This is a genomic window from Pseudoalteromonas sp. APC 3691, from assembly GCF_030408135.1.
Classification (GTDB): Bacteria; Pseudomonadota; Gammaproteobacteria; order Enterobacterales; family Alteromonadaceae; genus Pseudoalteromonas.
Map to the genome: position 1 here is coordinate 18,465 of NZ_JASDCB010000007.1, position 18,653 is coordinate 37,117.

The following is an 18,653-nucleotide window of genomic DNA, read 5'->3' on the forward strand; positions in this document are numbered from 1 at the left end:
GAAGTGTGTGAGCAACCCTACCCCAGACTATGAAAAATTAGCCCTGCAAATAAAAACCTGGGGGCAAGAGCTTGGTTTTAGCGAAGTAGGTATTACTGATATTGACCTATCTAAGCACGAAGCCCAACTGCAACGCTGGCTTGATGCTGGCTACCACGGCTCGATGGGTTACATGGCTACTCACGGCATGAAACGCGCTCGCCCTGCTGAATTAGTACCTGGTACACAGCGTGTTATATCTGTAAAAATGAACTATCTCCCTCCCGATGCTGGCTTTGCAAAAACCTTAAAAAATAAAGAAAAAGCATACATCAGCCGCTATGCACTGGGTCGTGATTACCATAAATTAATGCGTAATCGTTTAAAAAAACTAGGTCAAAAAATAGAACAAGAAATTGGCGAATATGGCTTTAGGCCCTTTGTAGATTCAGCTCCTGTACTTGAACGTCAACTCGCCGAAAAAGCCGGTTTAGGTTGGCGTGGTAAGCATTCTTTATTAATTAATCAAGAAGCAGGATCGTGGTTTTTTTTAGGCGAGCTATTTATTGATTTACCCCTACCAATAGATGCAGAGAACACCTTTGAGGGATGCGGTAAATGCGTTGCTTGTATTACGCTTTGCCCAACAGGTGCAATTGTAGAGCCTTACGTTGTTGATGCACGTAAATGCATATCGTACTTAACGATAGAACACCAAGGACCCATACCCGAACAATACCGAACTTTATTAGGCAACCGCATTTATGGCTGTGATGATTGCCAGTTGGTATGCCCTTGGAATCGTTATGGACAAATAACGGATGAAAATGACTTTCATCCCCGTACTCAATTAAAAAATAAAGATTTACTTGCGCTGTTTGCTTGGGATGAGCCTACATTTTTAAAAAATACCGAAGGCAGCCCTATTCGTCGCATAGGTCACGAACGTTGGTTACGTAATATAGCGGTCGGTTTAGGTAATGCAGAGTTTAGTCCGGCTATTATTCATGCCTTACAGGATAAAAGCCAAATATGCAGCGAGCTTGTTTTAGAACATATTGAATGGGCGCTTACTCAACAAAACGATAAGCAACGATTACAAGTTCGTAAAACAGCCAGATTAATCAGAATAGTAGAAAAAGGCTTACCCAGAGATGCATAATGCAGTTGGTGTAAGCCTTAAAGTAACATTATTTAATTAAGTATATTTAGCTCTTTAAAAGCAATGACAGATCTTGCTCAATTTCAGCAAAAGCTGCTTTTACCTGTACAACAGACTCCTCTCTGGCTACTGAGTTTTGGATAGTTTCATCTACTTTTTTATAAATAAACACCTCCTGGTCTTCATCTAATCCCATTGTTGGGATACGCTCTTCAAGCTCTTCTTGTAACTGTTTAAACACTTTTTCGTTGTTTTGACGGTTGTCATTCAATAAGCTAATTAAGCCATGAAACTTACTATGGACTGTACTTGCTACGGCATTAAGTTTTGCTTGTTGTGCTTCAAGCATTTTCTTAGTCGTGATGGCGCGTAGCTGCTGCTCGGTTACACTAACAATAAAACACACGTGATCGCGTATACGCCCGTGCTTATCAGGGTCGTGATCAGGCATATTTAAAATAAGTAAGCTAATCAATTCATAGTTAACTAAAATTCGATGCGAAAATTCATGTAAGCGACCTTTGTTTTTAAGCATTTCAAATAGCTCCACCACAATAGGTGAGCACAAGCCATTTAGCGCAAAATGACTAATTTCATTACTTTCTCTAAACTCAACATTACTTTGTAAATCAAAAGACTGCAGGCAATCAATCAACGCTTTGCCTAGTTCTTGAGGGTCATTAATAAAGCCTATATTTTCAACGTAGTTAACTATTTGCCCCATCTCACTGCTGTTAGCCATGGCATTAAATGCAGTAGATGTAGCATCTTCAACTTGCTTTTCAAGGCTTTGTTTTTCAACGAGTACTTGGTTTAAATTTTTAAGCTTTGACTTGAGTTCATCATGGCCAAAGGGTTTTACAATATAGTCTTCTGCACCAACCGAGTAGCCTTCCATTCGCTCTTCAACTGTGCCCCGAGCCGATACAAACACAACAATTATGTGTGCTGTATTTTGATTTGCTTTAAGTGCCTTACATACTTCATAGCCGTTCATTTGCGGCATACTTACGTCGAGCAATATAACCTGAGGCATATAGCCTTCAACCATGTTTAAACACTCAGGACCACTCGTTGCTACTTGTAATTCAAAATCAAGCTCCTCTAAAATTTCTTCAATTATCTCAAGGTTAAAAGGCTCGTCATCGACGGCAAGAATTTTAGTTAAGGCCATAATTTATCATCCATTCAAATTCTCAAAAAAGTTACTTGGCTTGCCAAAAAACAATTAATTACTGTGCTGTATTAGCTGTTCTTCAGCTAAACGCTCGTCTAGATTTATTTCTAATGGCACTTGTATAAATATAGTTGCACCACCATTTTCGTTGTTACGTGCAGTGATCTCACCTTGGTGTAAAGATACAAACTCTCGACACAAAGCAAGACCGAGCCCTGTACCACCAGCACCGCTATTTGTTTTACTGCTTTGTACAAACTTAGTAAAAATATGCTCTAGTTCATCTTCTGGTATACCGACCCCATTATCGGTAACCTTTATGGTGGCAAGTTTATTATCTGACTCTAAATTTACCTGTATTTTACTTTTTGGTTCACTAAATTTAAGTGCATTACCCAATACGTTTCGAAGTAGCTGGTTTATTTGCTCTTCATCACATTGCGCAATTACAGGTAATAGCTGTGCGGTAAATACAATCTCAATTTCTTTTTCCATTGCCGTACCAGATACATCATCAATACTTGTTTTAATGATGTTAGCTAGATTATACGGACGAGGATTAAATGGAAACTTACCCACATCTAACTTAGATAGATCGAGTAAATTATTTAGTAACGACAGTAAACGCTCACCACTACTCTCTATTCGCGATAGATACTTAATGAGTTTTTCTTTTGCAAAATCTCCAGCTTCTAATTTAGTTAAACCAAAACGCGAAAAGCTTAAAATAGAGTGCATAGGTGTTCGAAGTTCATGCGACATGTTTGCTAAAAATTCTGATTTACTTAAGTTTGCAGCCTCAGCCACATTTTTAGCATGCTCGAGTTGTGAAGTACGCGCTCTTACTTGCTCTTCAAGAACATCTTTTGCTTCAAGTAATAAATCCTCTTTTTGCTTAAGATGGGTTACATTTTTAAATATGACCGCAAGTGCTATTTCGCCATGGTGATCTATCTCATTAAAAGAGCCAACTAAAGGTATATAACCTCCTGCTGTTTTAGATAAACGTAAATCGCAGCTAAATTGTCGATTACTATTTAATGTCGAAATCTTATCTTTAATACCTAAAATTGAATCATCATCTAAAAAATCAAATACTGATTTACCTTCGAGTTCATTAAACGGTAAGTTAAATAGTCTCAAGCAAGCATCATTAGCTTCTATCACTCTACCGCACTTTTCAAATAACATAATTGCATCGGGCGTATGTTTATAAATAACCTGAAGTAGGCTGTCTTTTTCAATCAGTGCATCAACCGTATCTTGTAGCCTTTCTACAAGCTCTGCGTTATGACGTTTTAATAACTCTGTTTGCCATAATTTATGTATTGATTGTAATAATGAGCTATCGTTTAAAGGTTTAATAAGTACGTCTTCTACGCCTTGACGAATTGCGTCGATCATTGAAACTTGATCAGGGCGTGAGGTAAATAACAAACAACGACAATGCGGTTGGGTTACTTTTAAATTTGAAAAAATTCCTAAACCTGTTCCGTCATCTAAAATAAAATCGCTTATCAGTATATCTATTTGCTTTTCTTTACTAATTTCTAAAGCTTCTGCGGAGGTTGTTGCAGTATGAGTCTCGATATGAGCACCGATTAAGCTATTTTTCATTTTTTCGAGACGTTCAGGAACATGATCGACGAGTAAAATAGTAGGTAATTGCAAAATATGGTTAGAGCCTAATTCTAATAGGCTCTCTAAAAGAGAAGTCATTTCTTTATTAGAAAAAAATGGGTAGACCACGGTTGCGTCAGGCGCAATATGATTTAGCTCGCTAAACGCAGTTAGTTGTTCACCGCTTTGTGCTTTTGGCGCAAGCAGCATAAAGCGCTCTTGCGCTACTTCGCTTACAAGCGGTTTTATAGAATCAACAGGCACACCATGGGCAACAACAACTAAGTCGTAATCGCCTATATTGGTATACATGTCTAGCATGCTGAAATGAATTAATTCGACCTCACACCCTATTAATTCTAAAAGCACTTTCACACGCATCGCGATGACACTACTACTATCAATAATTAATATTTTTCGAATCATCAAGCCACACTTCAAATTAATAAACTTAATATCCTAACAGCGTAGTCTATTTTTATTTAATTGACATAAAGCCCTATTTTTTTTGTAAAAAAATATTACAAGGTTTCATAAAACAGTTTATTTAAGATGCTTTCCAAAAATAGTCAGGCTGTAGGGCTTGTTATCCATTATGGCAACGCTTGGTAGCTCGCCCCATATTTCAAAATCAAAATGCTTAAACAATTTAACACTGGGTAAATTATGACTAAAAATAAAACCAAGCAATACTTTAATATTTAATTGCTTAGCTTGTGTTTGAGCAAATATCATTAGCTTTTTACCAAGCCCTTTACCTTGTGCTTTACGGGTAATGTAAATGCTCATCTCTACTGTGCCATCGTAAGCAGGACGCCCATAAAACGATTTATAACTTACCCAAGCAAGTACTTGGTTATTTTCGCAGTAAACATAAATAGGCCTTTTATCGTTATGGCTATTAAACCAGTCACGCTTTTCGTCAACAGTAACTTCTTCGGTATCTGCAGTTACCATTCGACCTGCAATGGTTTCGTTATAAATGGCTACAATTTCATTAAGATCATTAATAGTTGCTAAACGGATTGTCATAGGTCATTTGGGGGTTGATCAATTTGTTCCATATTAGCGTATGATTATCCAATCAAACAATCGTAAATTTTAGGTAATGTAATGCTAAAAAAAATTATAATAGGATTAATGGCTTTATTTATTAATACTTCACTCCAAGCTGAAACATCATCAACTATTAACCAAACTTCTGCCCAAAACTGTCAAGATTTTACTAATGTAGATATGCGAAAGCTTCGCTCAAAAGAATCTATTAACTTGTGCAAATTCAAAAATAAGCCTTTATTAATAGTAAACACGGCGAGTAATTGTGGGTTTACACCTCAATTTAAAGGCCTTGAGGCATTATATCAACAATACAAAGATCAAGGTTTAGTCGTATTAGGGTTCCCATCTGATGACTTTTTTCAAGAAGAAGATAATGAAAAAGAAACAGCAAAAGTATGCTTTGTAAATTATGGTGTAACTTTTCCTATGTTTGCTACCAGCAAAGTTCGTGGTAGCGAAGCAAATCCAATTTTTAAATATTTGAATGAGCAAACTAGCTCTCCAAATTGGAACTTTTATAAATACTTAGTGTCTGCTGATCGTAAAACAATTTTACGGTTTAACAGTAAAGTGGCACCTAATTCAGAGCAAATGATTACTGCAATTGAAACTGTGTTTTCTAATAAATAAGTTTATACTGGTACAATTAGTTGAAACTAACTAGAATGACATTTCAATTCGGTTAAAAAAACACCACATTATATTCGGGAGATTTTATGACAGTAGCAAGCGCACGACACATACTTGTAGACAGTGAAGCACAATGCTTAGACTTAAAAACAAAAATTGAGCAAGGCGAAGACTTTGCTGAATTAGCAAAAGCACATTCTAATTGTCCTTCAGGTCAGGATGGCGGTGCTCTTGGTGAGTTTGGTCCTGGTATGATGGTTCCAGAGTTTGATAAAGTTGTGTTTTCAGCTCCAATTAACCAAGTACAAGGCCCTGTGCAAACTCAATTTGGTTATCATTTACTTGAAGTTACTAGCCGTTCAGAATAAATTTAACTGTATCGTAAGTAACGTTTTATAAAAGCCGCTTATGCGGCTTTTTTATGGAGTAATTATGCAATTAATTGGTTCTGTACCTTCACCTTACGTGCGCCGAATTAGAATTTGGGCACAACAAAACAACTGTAAACTAGAGCTTGTGAGTCTTGATATATTTTCTGAGCAAGATCGCCCTACTATGGCCAGTAAAAATCCAGCTCGAAAGATTCCTATTCTGGTAGATGGCGACTTAACACTTAGTGACTCTAATTCTATATTGCGCTATTTACTTGAAAAAACAGGTCAACCAAAACTAACGTGGCCGCAAGAGCACTTACTTACGACTATAAATGCCTGTAACGATTCGCTAGTAGAAATGCTGCTATGTGAACGCTCTGGATTTGACACCAAAAGCGATAAACTCTTTTTTAATTTGCAAAACGAACGAATTGAACAAACATTAAGCTTTTTAAATACCCATTTAAGCGATGAAGAATTTAAAAGCTGTGAATACCTCAACATCAGTTTATACTGCCTGCTTGATTGGATTTGCTTTCGTGAATTAACTGACTTTAGTCAGTATTCAGAGCTTGTTGCTTTTCATAAGCAATATGGCAAGCGTCAAGCAGCAATAGATACTAATCCTCGTCACTAATTTAAAAAGGTAAACACATGAGCGATATCGAAATTGAATCACAACTAGTTAACTTTGTAGAAAAAGTACGTGTTAGCGAAGTAATTTGGGCACTTGGTGCAGAAGATAATGGCTTTGTAGTGTGCGATTCTAACCAATTTGACGAAACTGACGTACTACTGCTTTGGGAAAGTGAAGAAGCAGCTAAAGCGCAATGTAAAGAAGAGTGGAAAGACTACAGCCCTGTAGAAATAAATCTTGATGAATTTTTAGATGCATGGGTTGAAGATTTAAATGAAGATAACGCACTTGTTGGCATTAACTGGAATGATGACCAAGTATGTACAGAGATTGAACCTACTGGTTTAGCTCGCGCATTAAGTGAATAATACTTTATACGCTTTATTTTAAGAGCGGATAAAACCCGACTAGCATCTACTGCTAGTTGGGTATAAAATAAAACACATCATTATTTTCAAGGTATTACGTTGAAAACCCATCTTGGTCGCCGGCCCTTTTCAGCCATGGAACTGCACACTCTTTATAATGGATATATATACGGTGATTTTAAAGTTGCACGTGAGCAACCAAAACACTGGCATTTTTGGCTTCCTCTAATTGCATACTACAGTGGTGCATATAGCGATGAAATTGGCTATCTAACGCTTGATGATCTGTCCCTTGAAAAAGATGTCTTATGTTTTAATTTTCATACTCACGGTAAGATAAAACCTCGCTTAGTTCCAGTGCATCAGGCACTTATAGATGCCGGGTTTAATGAATATTTAGCATTCATAAAATCACAAAATCAACAACGATTAATGTTCGACTTACCCGCTAAAACTGGCAGATACAGTGAAAAAGTCCGTATTTGGTTTTCAGGTGAAGGTGAGCGAGCCGGCTATTTACAAAAGTGTGATATACCAAACGTTGATCAACTCGGTATGAAAACAGCCATAAGCAGCCTTCGTCTTAACTTTGAGCAACAAGTGCGTATACATGCTCTGCAAGCCAACTCTAAAGACGCCTTTAATTATCTCATGGGATTTAACGAATACCCACATAATGAATTTAAGGACGTGCTTTTATTAAATAACGTGATCCAAAAAATACGTATTATTAACTCACACCTGCATTGGCAGCGTTTTATAACACGCGAAAGCCACTGACAAACTTTGTTACTATTTCCCCTTAAAGTCATCGTTATAATCAATTACTCTATTAAAAAAAACTGTTAGGATATCTAACCCCCCTAATAATATGAGCATAAAAAAGCCTATTTAGGGTAGTTTCTAACAACAACAATCTAGGGATCACTATGTTTCTTAAAAGCCTCTTAACAGTGAGCGTTGCTTTGGCAATGGGTACTGCAAACGCTAACGAATTCGTTATTGAAAAACTCGCAAAACCAAGTTCACAACAGGTATCGTTAACACTCGATCCGAGCCAAGATACATTCACAGGGATGACTGAGATTTCCCTAGAAGTACTAAAACCAACAAAATACATTGAATTAAATGGCGTAGCTTACGCTGTTAAAATGGCGCAACTGCTTGGCGACGAAAACTGTGACTTAAACAACGAAATGCTTAAAACAGGTAAAGTTAAATTTAGCTGTGATGAGCAAATTCAACCAGGTAAATACACCCTTAAAGTTGATTTTTCAGCGCCATATAACCGTCAAAGTGTTGGTTTATACAAAACGTTAGACCAAGGCACACCTTACTTATTTACTCAATTTGAAATGAGTGATGCACGCCGTGCATTTCCTGTTTTTGATGAGCCAAGTTACAAAATTCCATTTCAGTTAACGATTACCGCGCCTACATCACAAAAAGTATATTCAAATACGCCAGAACTAAAAACAACGGTTGATGGCGATATGACCACACACTTTTTTGATAAAACGCCGCCAATTCCTTCATACTTAGTCGCGATGGCTGTTGGCCCATTTGAAGAATTAGATATTAAAGGCATGCCAATTCCTGGTCGTGTAATTACCCCTCAAGGTAAAATTCACTTAGCCCAATACGCAAAAGAAAACATGCCAAAAGTACTGGGCGCACTTGAAGCGTATTTTGGTATTCCTTACGTTTACAAAAAATTAGACTCAGTAGCGGTACCAGAGTTTCCATTTGGCGCAATGGAAAACTCAGGCTTAGTAACCTACCGAGAAGATATTTTATTAGTTGATTTAGCTGCAGCAACACGCAGTAAAAAACAGCGTAATGTATCAATTATTGCTCATGAACTTGCTCACCAATGGTACGGTAATTTAGTAACCATGAAATGGTGGAACGACTTATGGTTAAACGAAGCATTTGCTAGCTGGATGGCTGCAAAAATTACTAAACAGCTTAACCCTGAGTTTGAATCGCACTTAGACCTGCCACAAAACAACGTAATGGCACTTGATGCACGCCTAAGCACCAAGCCTATTCGTAAGCCAATTAAAACTGAAGCCGACATTATGGACGGTTTAGGTCTTGCTTACAGTAAAGGCAGCTCAGTACTTGCTATGGTTGAAAACTGGATTGGCGAAGATGCATTTCAAAAAGGTATTCAAAGTTATTTAAAAGAGTTTTCATATAAAAATGCAGAAGCGGCCGACTTATGGGAAGCACTTGGTAAAGCATCAAATAAAGACGTAGCGAGTGTTTTAAAATCGTTTATTGAGCAATCTTCTTTCCCACTAGTTAAAGTAACTCAACAAGGTAGCAAAGTAACTATTTCACAAAGCCGCTTTGTAAACGCAGGCGTTGATGCGCCAGAGCAGCTATGGAATGTACCTGTTGCAATTAAATATGGTGCTGGCGATAAAGTAAAAACAGCAAACGTATTACTTAATAAACAAAGCCAAACACTAGATTTAGACTTTGAACCAGAGTGGATTTATCCTGACCAAGGTGCATTAGGCTACTACCGCTGGGTAATGGATGATGCACAATTTAGCGCACTTGTTAAAAAGGCGCCAAGCGTACTGAGTGACCGTGAACGCTTAGCGTTACTATCTGCTACTGATGCGCTACTTGATGCTGGTGTTATATCTGCTACTAAGTTAATGCAAACACTTGAAGTGTTCGTAAGCGATAGCCACCCTCGCGTAGCAAATACCGCACTAGGTTACTTAGTGTCGCAACAGCGCACTTTTAAAGACGATAGCAATAAAGACCTATGGCCTGAATTTATTCGCGGTGCAGTAACGCCTGCTGCTAAAAAATATGGTTTAGAAGCAAAAGCGGGTGAAGATGGTGCTATTGCACAACTTCGTGCAGCCGTTGTATCACGCTTAGGTTTTGATGGTGAAGATCAAAACGTCATCAATAAAGCCAAAGAACAAACGCAGGTTTATTTAAATGATCCACAAAAAGTAGACCCATACTTAGCGGGTACGTACTTAACTCTTGCTGCTTTTCATGGTGACAAAGCGCTGCTTGATCAATTCATGACAACGTTTAAAACGACTAAAGATCCGCAAGTACGCACAAACATGCTTGCAGCTATGGGCTTTTTTGGTAAACCTGAGTTACAAAAAGCGGTATTAGCTTATAGCTTAACGGATAAAGTAACGGCATCTGACATGCGTACTATTTTGTCAGGTCAAAGTTACACAGATGAGCGCCAAGCATTATTTATTGATTGGGTTTACAGTAACTACGATAAAGTAACAGCAAGCTTACCGCCGTTCTTTATACCTAACTTGCCGTACTTTACAACTGCAAGCTGTGATGCAGAAAGTTTAGCGACAACAAAAACCTTCTTTAACGAAAAAGTAGCTGATGTAGCTGGTTACGCTCGTACATTAAGTAAGCTTGAAGAAAGCACAAACGATTGTATCGCGCTTAAAACACGTGAACTTGAATCGGTTAATAGCTTTTTAAAAAGTAAGTAATTATTAGGTTTATTGAGCTATAAAAATACAAAAGCCGCTGAAAATAAATTCAGCGGCTTTTTACGTTTATATTTTTGCTTTATTAATTACCAATAATCATAGTTAGCTTGGCTATAAAATCTTTGGCTGCTTGCTCAGAATTTATTTTAAACGCAACACCGTAGTGAATAGGTTGAGCGCTTTTAAAAATGCGCGTAGGAAAGCGTGTCATCTCACTGCTATGGAAGTACCCTTGCGCACGCGTCACGCCATCAATATCATTAAAATCATCGCTAAACACTTCAAATGCTGGGCGAATTACTATTTTACCCTTGCCGCTTTCGCTGTGGGTATAAAATGCTTCTTTAGAGTTTACTAACATGTACTCTGCAATATTTTTAATCTTAAAATTACTTCTGCACTGTAATTTAATGAGCTGTTCTGTCAGCTCGTCTGCACTATAAGCCACGTGTAATCCCTATTAGTTAATTTGCGTATTAGATTAACGCATACACACAATAAAATCTGAATTTATTTGTCTGCTTCACTTTGTTATATCACATACAAAAGCGAGTTTTTCATTGTTGTAACTCATTCTTGTTATATTTGTTTCGCAGTAGGTGCTTAAATTAAGCCATTGCGATACTTCATCACTTCCATCAAGTTTACGCTGATAAACGCGGTTTTTAATAGCATAAGCAATGGTCGCATTATCTTTTAAAATAAAATCTTGAACTTGAGCCGGTAACCTTAATAGGTCTTCAACTTGTTTATCTTGTGGATTAAAACTCGCTAAAATGTGTTGCTCGTTTTTAGTGTAACTAAATAAAAATGCAGCCATTGAGTTGTTATAAATAAACGTTCGGCCAATATTACTGGCAGCTATTTCCCCCTTCGCTTGTGCAACAGAAGTATATTGAAGCGTGTGAGGCTTTCCTAAAATAAACATCACTAAATCATTTTGGACACCCCATGCATGGTATCCAACAGGTTCAATCCAATCAAAAATACGACGTGGCGCATCTTCATTTTTGAGTGGGTATTGCCACAATTTTTGCTTACCGTCAGCTTCTACAACAATCGCTGATATCGCATCACCACTTGGCATAACTGTTGGTGAGTATTCGCTTACGGGAGAGTTAGTTATATTGGTAACTTTTTTTGACGTGAAATCATAATAAGCAATATCAGTTTGGCTTTGCCCTTTATTAATTACTTCATGAGTAAAGTATAAACCTGTACTTGTTAAGTGCGGTTGGTTGTTATAACTATTTTTATCGCTCACAATACTAACTTGTACCCCGAAAGGTGTATTTAAATCAGCAAGTAATACTTGGCTTTTTGGCATGCTAGCCTGCACCACTATTGGGCTCAGCGCTGCTATAGAAAATAATCCAAGTAATGGTTTAATAAGTTTCATGCTTTCTCTCGTTTTAATTTTAAGCACCTCATGATAACGTTATTTGCTGATGGCGTCACTTGAGCTAAGTCAGTCAACTCTTAAGATACCCAAACGACTTAAAATAATGTTAAGTTTAGTCTGGTTATAAAACCTGGTCCTAAAAAAGAGAATTAACATGTCAGCTAAAAATCCTATTATTGCGATTACGGGTTCATCTGGTGCGGGTACAACCACCACAACGAATGCAATTAAACATATTTTCCGTAGCCTTAATATTCAAGCGGCTTTTGTCGAAGGAGATAGCTTTCATCGTTACACTCGCCCCGAAATGGATAAAAAAGTTCGAGAAGCACAACAAGAAGGTAAACATATTAGTTACTTTGGCCGAGAGGCCAATGACTTTGGCGCTTTAAAAACGTTGTTTGATAACTATAGCGAAACAGGTCAAGGAAAGTTACGCCGCTACTTACATACCTTTGATGAAGCCGTTCCGTACAATCAATTACCAGGTACATTTACACCTTGGCAAGATCTTGACCATAATACTGACATTTTGTTTTATGAAGGGTTACACGGTGGTGTAGTTGATCAAGATGTAGACGTTGCAAAGCATGTCGATTTATTAATAGGCATGGTTCCAATTATTAACCTTGAATGGATTCAAAAATTAATACGCGATACATCCGAACGAGGCCATTCTCGCGAAGCGGTTATGGGCTCTATTGTGCGCAGTATGGATGATTATATAAATCATATTACCCCACAGTTTTCTCGTACCCATATTAATTTTCAACGCGTGCCTACTGTTGATACATCAAACCCATTTAGCGCCAAAGATATTCCATCTCTTGATGAAAGCTTTGTAGTTATTCGCTTTAGGGGGATTGATGATGTTGATTTTCCTTATTATTTACGGATGATCGAAGGCAGTTTTATGTCTCGTATAAATACACTTGTAGTACCGGGGGGTAAAATGGGCTTAGCTATGGAACTTGTGCTTACCCCATTAATTAAAGATATTATTTTGAAAAAGCGTGCACTGGAAAACCTAGCACCACTCGATTTACCTATTTAACTCCTCTTCTAAGATTGGGCTCTCTCACGTACACTGCTGATTTTGCTCAAGGTGAGATCAGCATGTCACAACAATTAAAAATTATTGTCGGTTCTAAAAATCCTGTAAAAATAAATGCCGCTAAACATATTTTTACTATGTATTTTCCAGAATGTATCATTGACTGTGAAGGTGTGAATGCTCCCTCAGGCGTGCCCGATCAGCCTATTGGCGAAGACGAAACACGTATTGGCGCGCAAAACCGTGTTAATTATTGCAAAAAGCACCACCAAGCTCACTATTACGTTGCAATGGAAGGCGGTGCAGAGCAATTTAGCTATGGTGCAGCAACCTTTGCTTACGTTGTTATTGATAATGCCTTAAATCAAGTTGTAGGGCGTAGCAGCAACCTTCCTCTACCCCAAGTACTTTATAATGCATTACTTAAAGGTGAAGAACTTGGCGATGTAATGGACAAAGCATTTAATACCACCAACGTTAAACAAAAAGGGGGCGCTATTGGGTTACTTACCAACAATCATGCCACGCGCGAAAGTACCTATACACAAGCACTCACTTTAGCTATGGCGCCTTTTTTACACCCTGAGCTATACGGCCAAACAAATTAATTTAGGAAGTTTAATGAAGTACAACTATGTATTGTTTGATGCAGACGAAACCTTATTTAGGTTTGATATTTTAGCGGGCATGACTCGCATGTTTAAAGCTTACAATGTAGATTTTAGCCAAGACGATTATATTCATTATCAAAAAACCAATAAGCAGCTGTGGGTTGATTATCAAAATGGCACTATTAGCGCGGATTACTTACAAGTAACACGCTTTAATGAGTGGGCTTCAAAACTTAATGTGCCAGCAAAAGAACTAAACGATGCTTTTTTAGATTCTATGGCGCAAATTTGCGAGCCATTACCTGGTGCTATTGAGCTTTTAAATAAACTTAAGCCAAATGCTAGATTAGGTATTATTACTAACGGATTTGCCCGCTTACAAACCGTACGCCTTGAGCATACTGGTTTAAAAGATATGTTTGAATGGTTAGTTATATCTGAACTTGTAGGTATAGCAAAACCAAATAAAGCTATTTTTGAGCACACATTTGAGCTAATGGGTAACCCAGATAAAAGCGAGATACTTATGGTGGGTGATACTGCTGCAAGTGACATACTTGGCGGCAACAATGCAGGTATTGATACTTGCTGGTTACAACACCCTGGTGAACAATTAGCCGACGGAATAAAGCCAACCTATACCGTAGCTAGTTTAAATCAGTTACAAGCTCTTTTGGAGTTATAATAAAGTATAGAGCTATTAAATTTCACGCAAAAAAATGACGCTAAATAGCGTCATTTTTTATAACTGTTTTTCGAGCTGCTCTTTTACTGCTTTTAGGCTGGAGCTAACTCAAGACCGGGTGCAGGCATCGTCACAGGTGTTTCAAATGTTGCCCACTCCCATGCTGACTCCGTAGCCATAATTTTACGAAGTAATTTATTATTTAAATCATGACCTGACTTAAATGCAGTTACTTTGCCTAAAAGGTTATGGCCTGTCATAAACATGTCACCAACACAGTCTAATATCTTGTGCTTAACGAACTCGTCGCTATAACGTAAACCGTTAGGATTTAGAACTTTGAACTCATCAAGTACCACAGCACTATCCATGCTACCACCTAGCGCTAGGTTGTTTGCATGCATGTATTCAATATCTTTCATAAATCCAAAAGTACGCGCACGGCTAATTTCTTCAATAAAGCTTTGCGTTGTTATGTCCAACCCAATACGTTGGCGACTTTCATTGATAGCTGGGTGGTTAAATGCAATCTCAAAGTCGATATGAAAACCATCATATGGTTCAACTTCAGCCCACTTACCATCTTCTTCAATGCGTACTTTTTCTTTAATACGGATAAAGCGTTTAGCAACGTTTTGCTCTTCAATTCCGCCTTTTTGTAACAGATATATGAATGGTAATGCACTACCATCCATAATAGGCACTTCTGAGCTATCTAATTCTACAATTAGATTATCAATTCCCATTGCAGCAACGGCTGCAATAAGATGCTCAGTAGTCGATAAGCGAACACCATCTTTGTTAATTAAACAGGTACACAGCTGCGTATCACCAACGGCTTCAGGTGTTGTTTCAAAATCAACAACCGGATCAAGGTCGACACGACGAAATACAATCCCAGTATTTGCGCTCGCAGGTCGGAGAGTTATTGTGACCTTCTCACCTTTATGAAGTCCAATTCCTATGGCTTTGACTACTTCTGCAATCGTACGCTGTTTAATCATAGGTATGCTCACTTTTAAATCAGTTACAGTTATATGGCGGAGTTTAACATAAATCCTTTTGCCTTTCAATATTTGTACGTATTTCAAACAAAAGTATTATTAAATGTTAATCTGCCTGCTTACGTAAAAAAGCGGGGATATCAAAATAATCACCACCTTCTGATTTATCCGCTTTTTTACTGTTTTGCGCTGAAGAACTTGAACTGCTTGAACTAGTTGAAGGCGCTTTTTCTTTGCTTTCAGCTTGTGCTTTTGCAGTGTTTTCTTCAGTGTTTGTATCTTGGCTTGCAAAGCTTGGTACGTACATACTGCTCGTTTGGTTTGATGTGCTTGCAACATCAGAACCTGATGCTTTTTTAAAGCCGTTATCAACGATACCAAACTGTGGACGACGATCGCCGCCTAAGCCAGTTGCAACAACCGTTACACGTAGCTCATCAGTCATTTCAGGGTCGATTACCGCACCAACAACAACCGTTGCGTTTTCTGACGCAAGTGCTTTAACGTGATTACCAACAATTTCAAATTCTTCAATCGCAATGTCCATACCTGCGGTGATATTAACTAAGATACCTTTAGCACCTGTTAAATCAACGTCTTCTAGTAGTGGGCTTGAGATAGCCGCTTCTGCTGCTTCTTGTGCACGATCAGGACCTGACGCAGACGCCGTTCCCATCATGGCTGTACCCATTGCAGACATTACAGTTCTAACATCGGCGAAATCCACGTTAATTAAACCAGAACGTGTAATTAGCTCTGCTATACCTTGTACCGCACCAAATAATACGTCATTAGCTTTAGCGAAGGCATCTAGAAGTGTAGTCCCTTTTCCTAAAACTTTAAGCAATTTATTGTTAGGAATTGTAATAAGTGAATCTACAATTTCTGACAATTCATTAATGCCTTGTTCAGCGGCTGCTGCACGTTTTTTACCTTCAAAATCAAAAGGACGTGTTACAACTGCAACGGTTAAAATACCGAGCTCTTTAGCAATTTTAGCAACTACAGGTGCTGCACCAGTACCTGTACCACCGCCCATACCGGCTGCAATAAATACCATATCGGCGCCTTCAAGGCTGGCACGAATTGTATCTGCATCTTCTTCAGCCGACTTACGGCCTACTTCAGGGTTTGCGCCCGCACCCAACCCAGAGGTTATTTGCGTACCTAGTTGAACTGTAATATCGGCAGCAGAGTTACGTAATGCTTGCGCATCGGTATTAGCGGCTATAAAACGCACGCCTTCTATTTGTTGTTTTACCATGTGCTCAACAGCGTTACCGCCACCACCGCCCACGCCAATTACTTTTATTACAGCTTCTTCGCTGTGTTGTTCCATTATATCAAACATGTTTACTCTCCGACTTGAGTCTTAAAACTCGCCTTGGAACCATTTAGTAATGCGGTTCCACCAATTATTGTTATCCTCTGCTTTCGACTTTTGTGCATTCATCGATTGCATGGTACGTCCGTATTGTAACAAACCAACAGCGGTTGCGTACGAAGGATCGTCTACGTAGTCTGTCAAACCAACCATCCCGATTGGTTTGCCTATTCTTACTGGCATTTGGAAGATGTCTTCTGCCACTTCCATCGCGCCAGTCATTTTAGCAGTTCCGCCTGTAATAACGAGACCTGCCGCAATTTGGTCTTCTAAGCCTGAACGACGAATTTCTTCCATCGCAAGCTCAAATAATTCTCTAAAACGAGGCTCTACCACCTCAGACAATGTATGGCGCGACATTAACCTTGCTGGTCGCCCGCCTACACTTGGTACTTCAATTGTGTCTTCGCTACTTGCCATTTGGCTACTAGCACATGCGTATTGTACTTTGAGTGACTCTGCATGTGATATAGGTGTACGAAATATTTTTGCAATATCACCAGTAACTTGGTTACCAGCTACAGGTATAACGGCAGAGTGACGAAGCGCACCATTAATATAAATGGTTATATCCATAGTGCCGCCGCCAATATCAAGTACAGCTACACCTAGCTCTTTTTCATCATCTGTAAGCACTGAATAACAAGACGCTAATGCAGTGAAGATAAGCTGATCGACTTCAAGACCACAGCGCTCTACACATTTTTCGATATTTTTTGCCATATCGTTTGAGCACGTAATAATGTGTGCACGCGCTTCCATACGAACACCACTCATACCAAGTGGGTTTTTAATGCCCTCTTGCATGTCGATACTGTATTCTTGCGGCAATGCATGCAGCATTTTACGCTCTGCCGAAATAGGCACAGAACGCGCAATATGAATTACATTTTCAATGTCTTCGTCAGTGACTTCGGTATTATTAATTGCCACCACGCCACTTTCGTTTTGGCACTGTATATGTTTGCCAGAAATACCCAAATACACAGAGCTAATACGACAATCAGCCATTAACTCAGCTTCGTCTATTGCTCGGCGAATAGACTCAGACACTAAGTTTAAATCGTTAACGCCGCCTTTATCCATACCATGAGATACTTGGCTGCCCACACCAACAATGCTGAGCTTGTTATCTGCGGTGATTTCACCTACCGTGGCAACCACTTTCGAGGTGCCAACGTCTAACCCTATTACTAGGTTTCTTTCTGCTGACTTAGTCATGCCTTACTCTTATTTTGTAATTGTTCTTCTTGCACTGGCTTAAAGCTTACTGCAAGGCCGGTATCATACCGTAAATCTATTGTATCTACTTGTGCATCTGCACGTTGTTCCATTCGTGGGTAGACGTCTATAAAACGTTGTACACGCTTGGCTTTATCTTTACGTCCTAAATTTAAACGTATTCCGTTATCTAGCCATAATTGCCACGAAAAGCGCTCCGACAATGCCAAACTTGTTAACGTTAAACCGTTAACTTTTAGCATTTCATCAAATTGCTTAAAAGCAATCCACGCCTCTTCTTCGCTGCCTTCTGGGCCATATAACTGCGGTAAGTTATCATCTAACTTATCGCTGCTGGCTTGAAATGCTTGGCCACTTTGGTTGAGCAACAAGTCGCTATTCCAGTGAGCAACTACTTCATGTTCAACTACATACACCTGTATAGTATCAGGCCATTGTTTACGTACCGAAGCGGTAGCAACCCAAGGTAAATCTTGAACTAGTTGCTGCACGTGCTTAACATCAAGTTCAAAAAAACTACTTAAATCGGCTTTTTTAATTGCTTTTATAATTGCCGTTTCATCTGTGTATTTGGGATGTCCTTGCACTGTAAGGTGCTTAATTTGAGCATCTTTATTTTCAACTAACCAATCAGATACACCTGTGGTTATTTGTACTAAGCCTATAACCACAACCAGAAAAAAACTCACTCCAAAAATCAGCGACCAATTAAAGTTAAGTTGCTGTTTTAGTTGTTGAGCTTTTTCTAAAAGGGGATGCATA

The 18,653-nt window shown here is 38.6% G+C and carries 19 protein-coding genes; 10 read left to right on the forward strand and 9 right to left on the reverse strand.

The genetic code is table 11. From position 1 onward, the window contains the following. Positions 1 to 7: 7 nt before the first annotated feature. Positions 8 to 1,141, forward strand: coding sequence for a tRNA epoxyqueuosine(34) reductase QueG (gene queG, locus QL998_RS03740; RefSeq protein WP_290192170.1), 1,134 nt, complete (start codon positions 8 to 10; stop codon positions 1,139 to 1,141). 46 nt (positions 1,142 to 1,187) lie between these two features. On the opposite strand, the gene QL998_RS03745 is transcribed toward queG, so the two are convergent. The 3 genes from QL998_RS03745 to QL998_RS03755 all read right to left on the reverse strand — a co-directional run bounded on the left by QL998_RS03745 (position 1,188) and on the right by QL998_RS03755 (position 4,970). After that, a complete protein-coding gene (locus tag QL998_RS03745) occupies positions 1,188 to 2,315 on the reverse strand; it encodes a response regulator (protein ID WP_290192171.1) in 1,128 nt (375 codons plus the stop codon). A gap of 54 nt (positions 2,316 to 2,369) precedes the next feature. Beyond that, entirely contained in the window at positions 2,370 to 4,364 is a 1,995-nt protein-coding gene (locus tag QL998_RS03750) for an ATP-binding protein (protein WP_182194708.1), read from the reverse strand. Positions 4,365 to 4,481: 117 nt separating this feature from the next. Next, positions 4,482 to 4,970 carry a GNAT family N-acetyltransferase gene (locus QL998_RS03755; RefSeq protein WP_182194705.1) on the reverse strand — a complete coding sequence of 163 codons (489 nt, stop codon included), beginning with the start codon at positions 4,968 to 4,970 and terminating at the stop codon, positions 4,482 to 4,484. Between the two features lie 81 nt (positions 4,971 to 5,051). On the opposite strand from QL998_RS03755, the gene QL998_RS03760 reads away from it, so the two are divergent. The 6 genes from QL998_RS03760 to QL998_RS03785 all read left to right on the forward strand — a co-directional run bounded on the left by QL998_RS03760 (position 5,052) and on the right by QL998_RS03785 (position 10,509). Continuing rightward, on the forward strand, positions 5,052 to 5,627 hold the full coding sequence (locus QL998_RS03760) for a glutathione peroxidase (RefSeq protein ID WP_290192172.1): 576 nt from the start codon (positions 5,052 to 5,054) through the stop codon (positions 5,625 to 5,627). Positions 5,628 to 5,713: 86 nt separating this feature from the next. Further along, positions 5,714 to 5,995: a peptidylprolyl isomerase gene (locus QL998_RS03765; protein ID WP_002958009.1), complete on the forward strand. Its 282-nt coding sequence runs from the start codon at positions 5,714 to 5,716 to the stop codon at positions 5,993 to 5,995. 64 nt (positions 5,996 to 6,059) lie between these two features. Beyond that, the gene (locus tag QL998_RS03770) at positions 6,060 to 6,638 is read left to right on the forward strand and encodes a glutathione S-transferase family protein (RefSeq protein WP_024605976.1); all 579 of its coding nucleotides are present in this window, start codon (positions 6,060 to 6,062) and stop codon (positions 6,636 to 6,638) included. Between the two features lie 17 nt (positions 6,639 to 6,655). Continuing rightward, on the forward strand, positions 6,656 to 7,006 hold the full coding sequence (locus QL998_RS03775) for a DUF2750 domain-containing protein (protein WP_002958007.1): 351 nt from the start codon (positions 6,656 to 6,658) through the stop codon (positions 7,004 to 7,006). Between the two features lie 99 nt (positions 7,007 to 7,105). Continuing rightward, on the forward strand, positions 7,106 to 7,786 hold the full coding sequence (locus QL998_RS03780) for a hypothetical protein (RefSeq protein ID WP_138488564.1): 681 nt from the start codon (positions 7,106 to 7,108) through the stop codon (positions 7,784 to 7,786). A 149-nt stretch (positions 7,787 to 7,935) separates the two neighbouring features. Beyond that, entirely contained in the window at positions 7,936 to 10,509 is a 2,574-nt protein-coding gene (locus tag QL998_RS03785; RefSeq protein ID WP_290192173.1) for a M1 family metallopeptidase, read from the forward strand. Between the two features lie 82 nt (positions 10,510 to 10,591). On the opposite strand, the gene QL998_RS03790 is transcribed toward QL998_RS03785, so the two are convergent. Both QL998_RS03790 and QL998_RS03795 read right to left on the reverse strand, forming a co-directional pair. Beyond that, entirely contained in the window at positions 10,592 to 10,957 is a 366-nt protein-coding gene (locus QL998_RS03790; RefSeq protein WP_007376965.1) for a hypothetical protein, read from the reverse strand. Between the two features lie 75 nt (positions 10,958 to 11,032). Continuing rightward, positions 11,033 to 11,908, reverse strand: coding sequence for a hypothetical protein (locus tag QL998_RS03795; RefSeq protein WP_290192174.1), 876 nt, complete (start codon positions 11,906 to 11,908; stop codon positions 11,033 to 11,035). Between the two features lie 157 nt (positions 11,909 to 12,065). On the opposite strand from QL998_RS03795, the gene QL998_RS03800 reads away from it, so the two are divergent. The 3 genes from QL998_RS03800 (at position 12,066) to yjjG (ending at position 14,261) form a co-directional block, all read left to right on the forward strand. Continuing rightward, a complete protein-coding gene (locus QL998_RS03800; RefSeq protein WP_290192175.1) occupies positions 12,066 to 12,965 on the forward strand; it encodes a phosphoribulokinase in 900 nt (299 codons plus the stop codon). A gap of 62 nt (positions 12,966 to 13,027) precedes the next feature. Beyond that, the gene (gene yjjX / locus QL998_RS03805) at positions 13,028 to 13,573 is read left to right on the forward strand and encodes an inosine/xanthosine triphosphatase (protein ID WP_007579903.1); all 546 of its coding nucleotides are present in this window, start codon (positions 13,028 to 13,030) and stop codon (positions 13,571 to 13,573) included. A gap of 13 nt (positions 13,574 to 13,586) precedes the next feature. Beyond that, on the forward strand, positions 13,587 to 14,261 hold the full coding sequence (gene yjjG, locus QL998_RS03810; RefSeq protein ID WP_010554302.1) for a pyrimidine 5'-nucleotidase: 675 nt from the start codon (positions 13,587 to 13,589) through the stop codon (positions 14,259 to 14,261). A 92-nt stretch (positions 14,262 to 14,353) separates the two neighbouring features. On the opposite strand, the gene lpxC is transcribed toward yjjG, so the two are convergent. From lpxC to QL998_RS03830, 4 genes are all read right to left on the reverse strand, one after another. Further along, positions 14,354 to 15,265, reverse strand: coding sequence for a UDP-3-O-acyl-N-acetylglucosamine deacetylase (lpxC, locus tag QL998_RS03815; RefSeq protein ID WP_182194697.1), 912 nt, complete (start codon positions 15,263 to 15,265; stop codon positions 14,354 to 14,356). A 106-nt stretch (positions 15,266 to 15,371) separates the two neighbouring features. Continuing rightward, a complete protein-coding gene (gene ftsZ, locus QL998_RS03820; RefSeq protein ID WP_010554300.1) occupies positions 15,372 to 16,616 on the reverse strand; it encodes a cell division protein FtsZ in 1,245 nt (414 codons plus the stop codon). A gap of 21 nt (positions 16,617 to 16,637) precedes the next feature. Continuing rightward, entirely contained in the window at positions 16,638 to 17,870 is a 1,233-nt protein-coding gene (gene ftsA / locus QL998_RS03825) for a cell division protein FtsA (RefSeq protein WP_007582937.1), read from the reverse strand. Beyond that, complete coding sequence (locus tag QL998_RS03830) at positions 17,867 to 18,652, reverse strand: cell division protein FtsQ/DivIB (protein WP_182194691.1); 786 nt, start codon at positions 18,650 to 18,652, stop codon at positions 17,867 to 17,869. The genes ftsA and QL998_RS03830 overlap by 4 nt, the downstream gene beginning before the upstream one ends. Position 18,653: the final 1 nt, after the last annotated feature.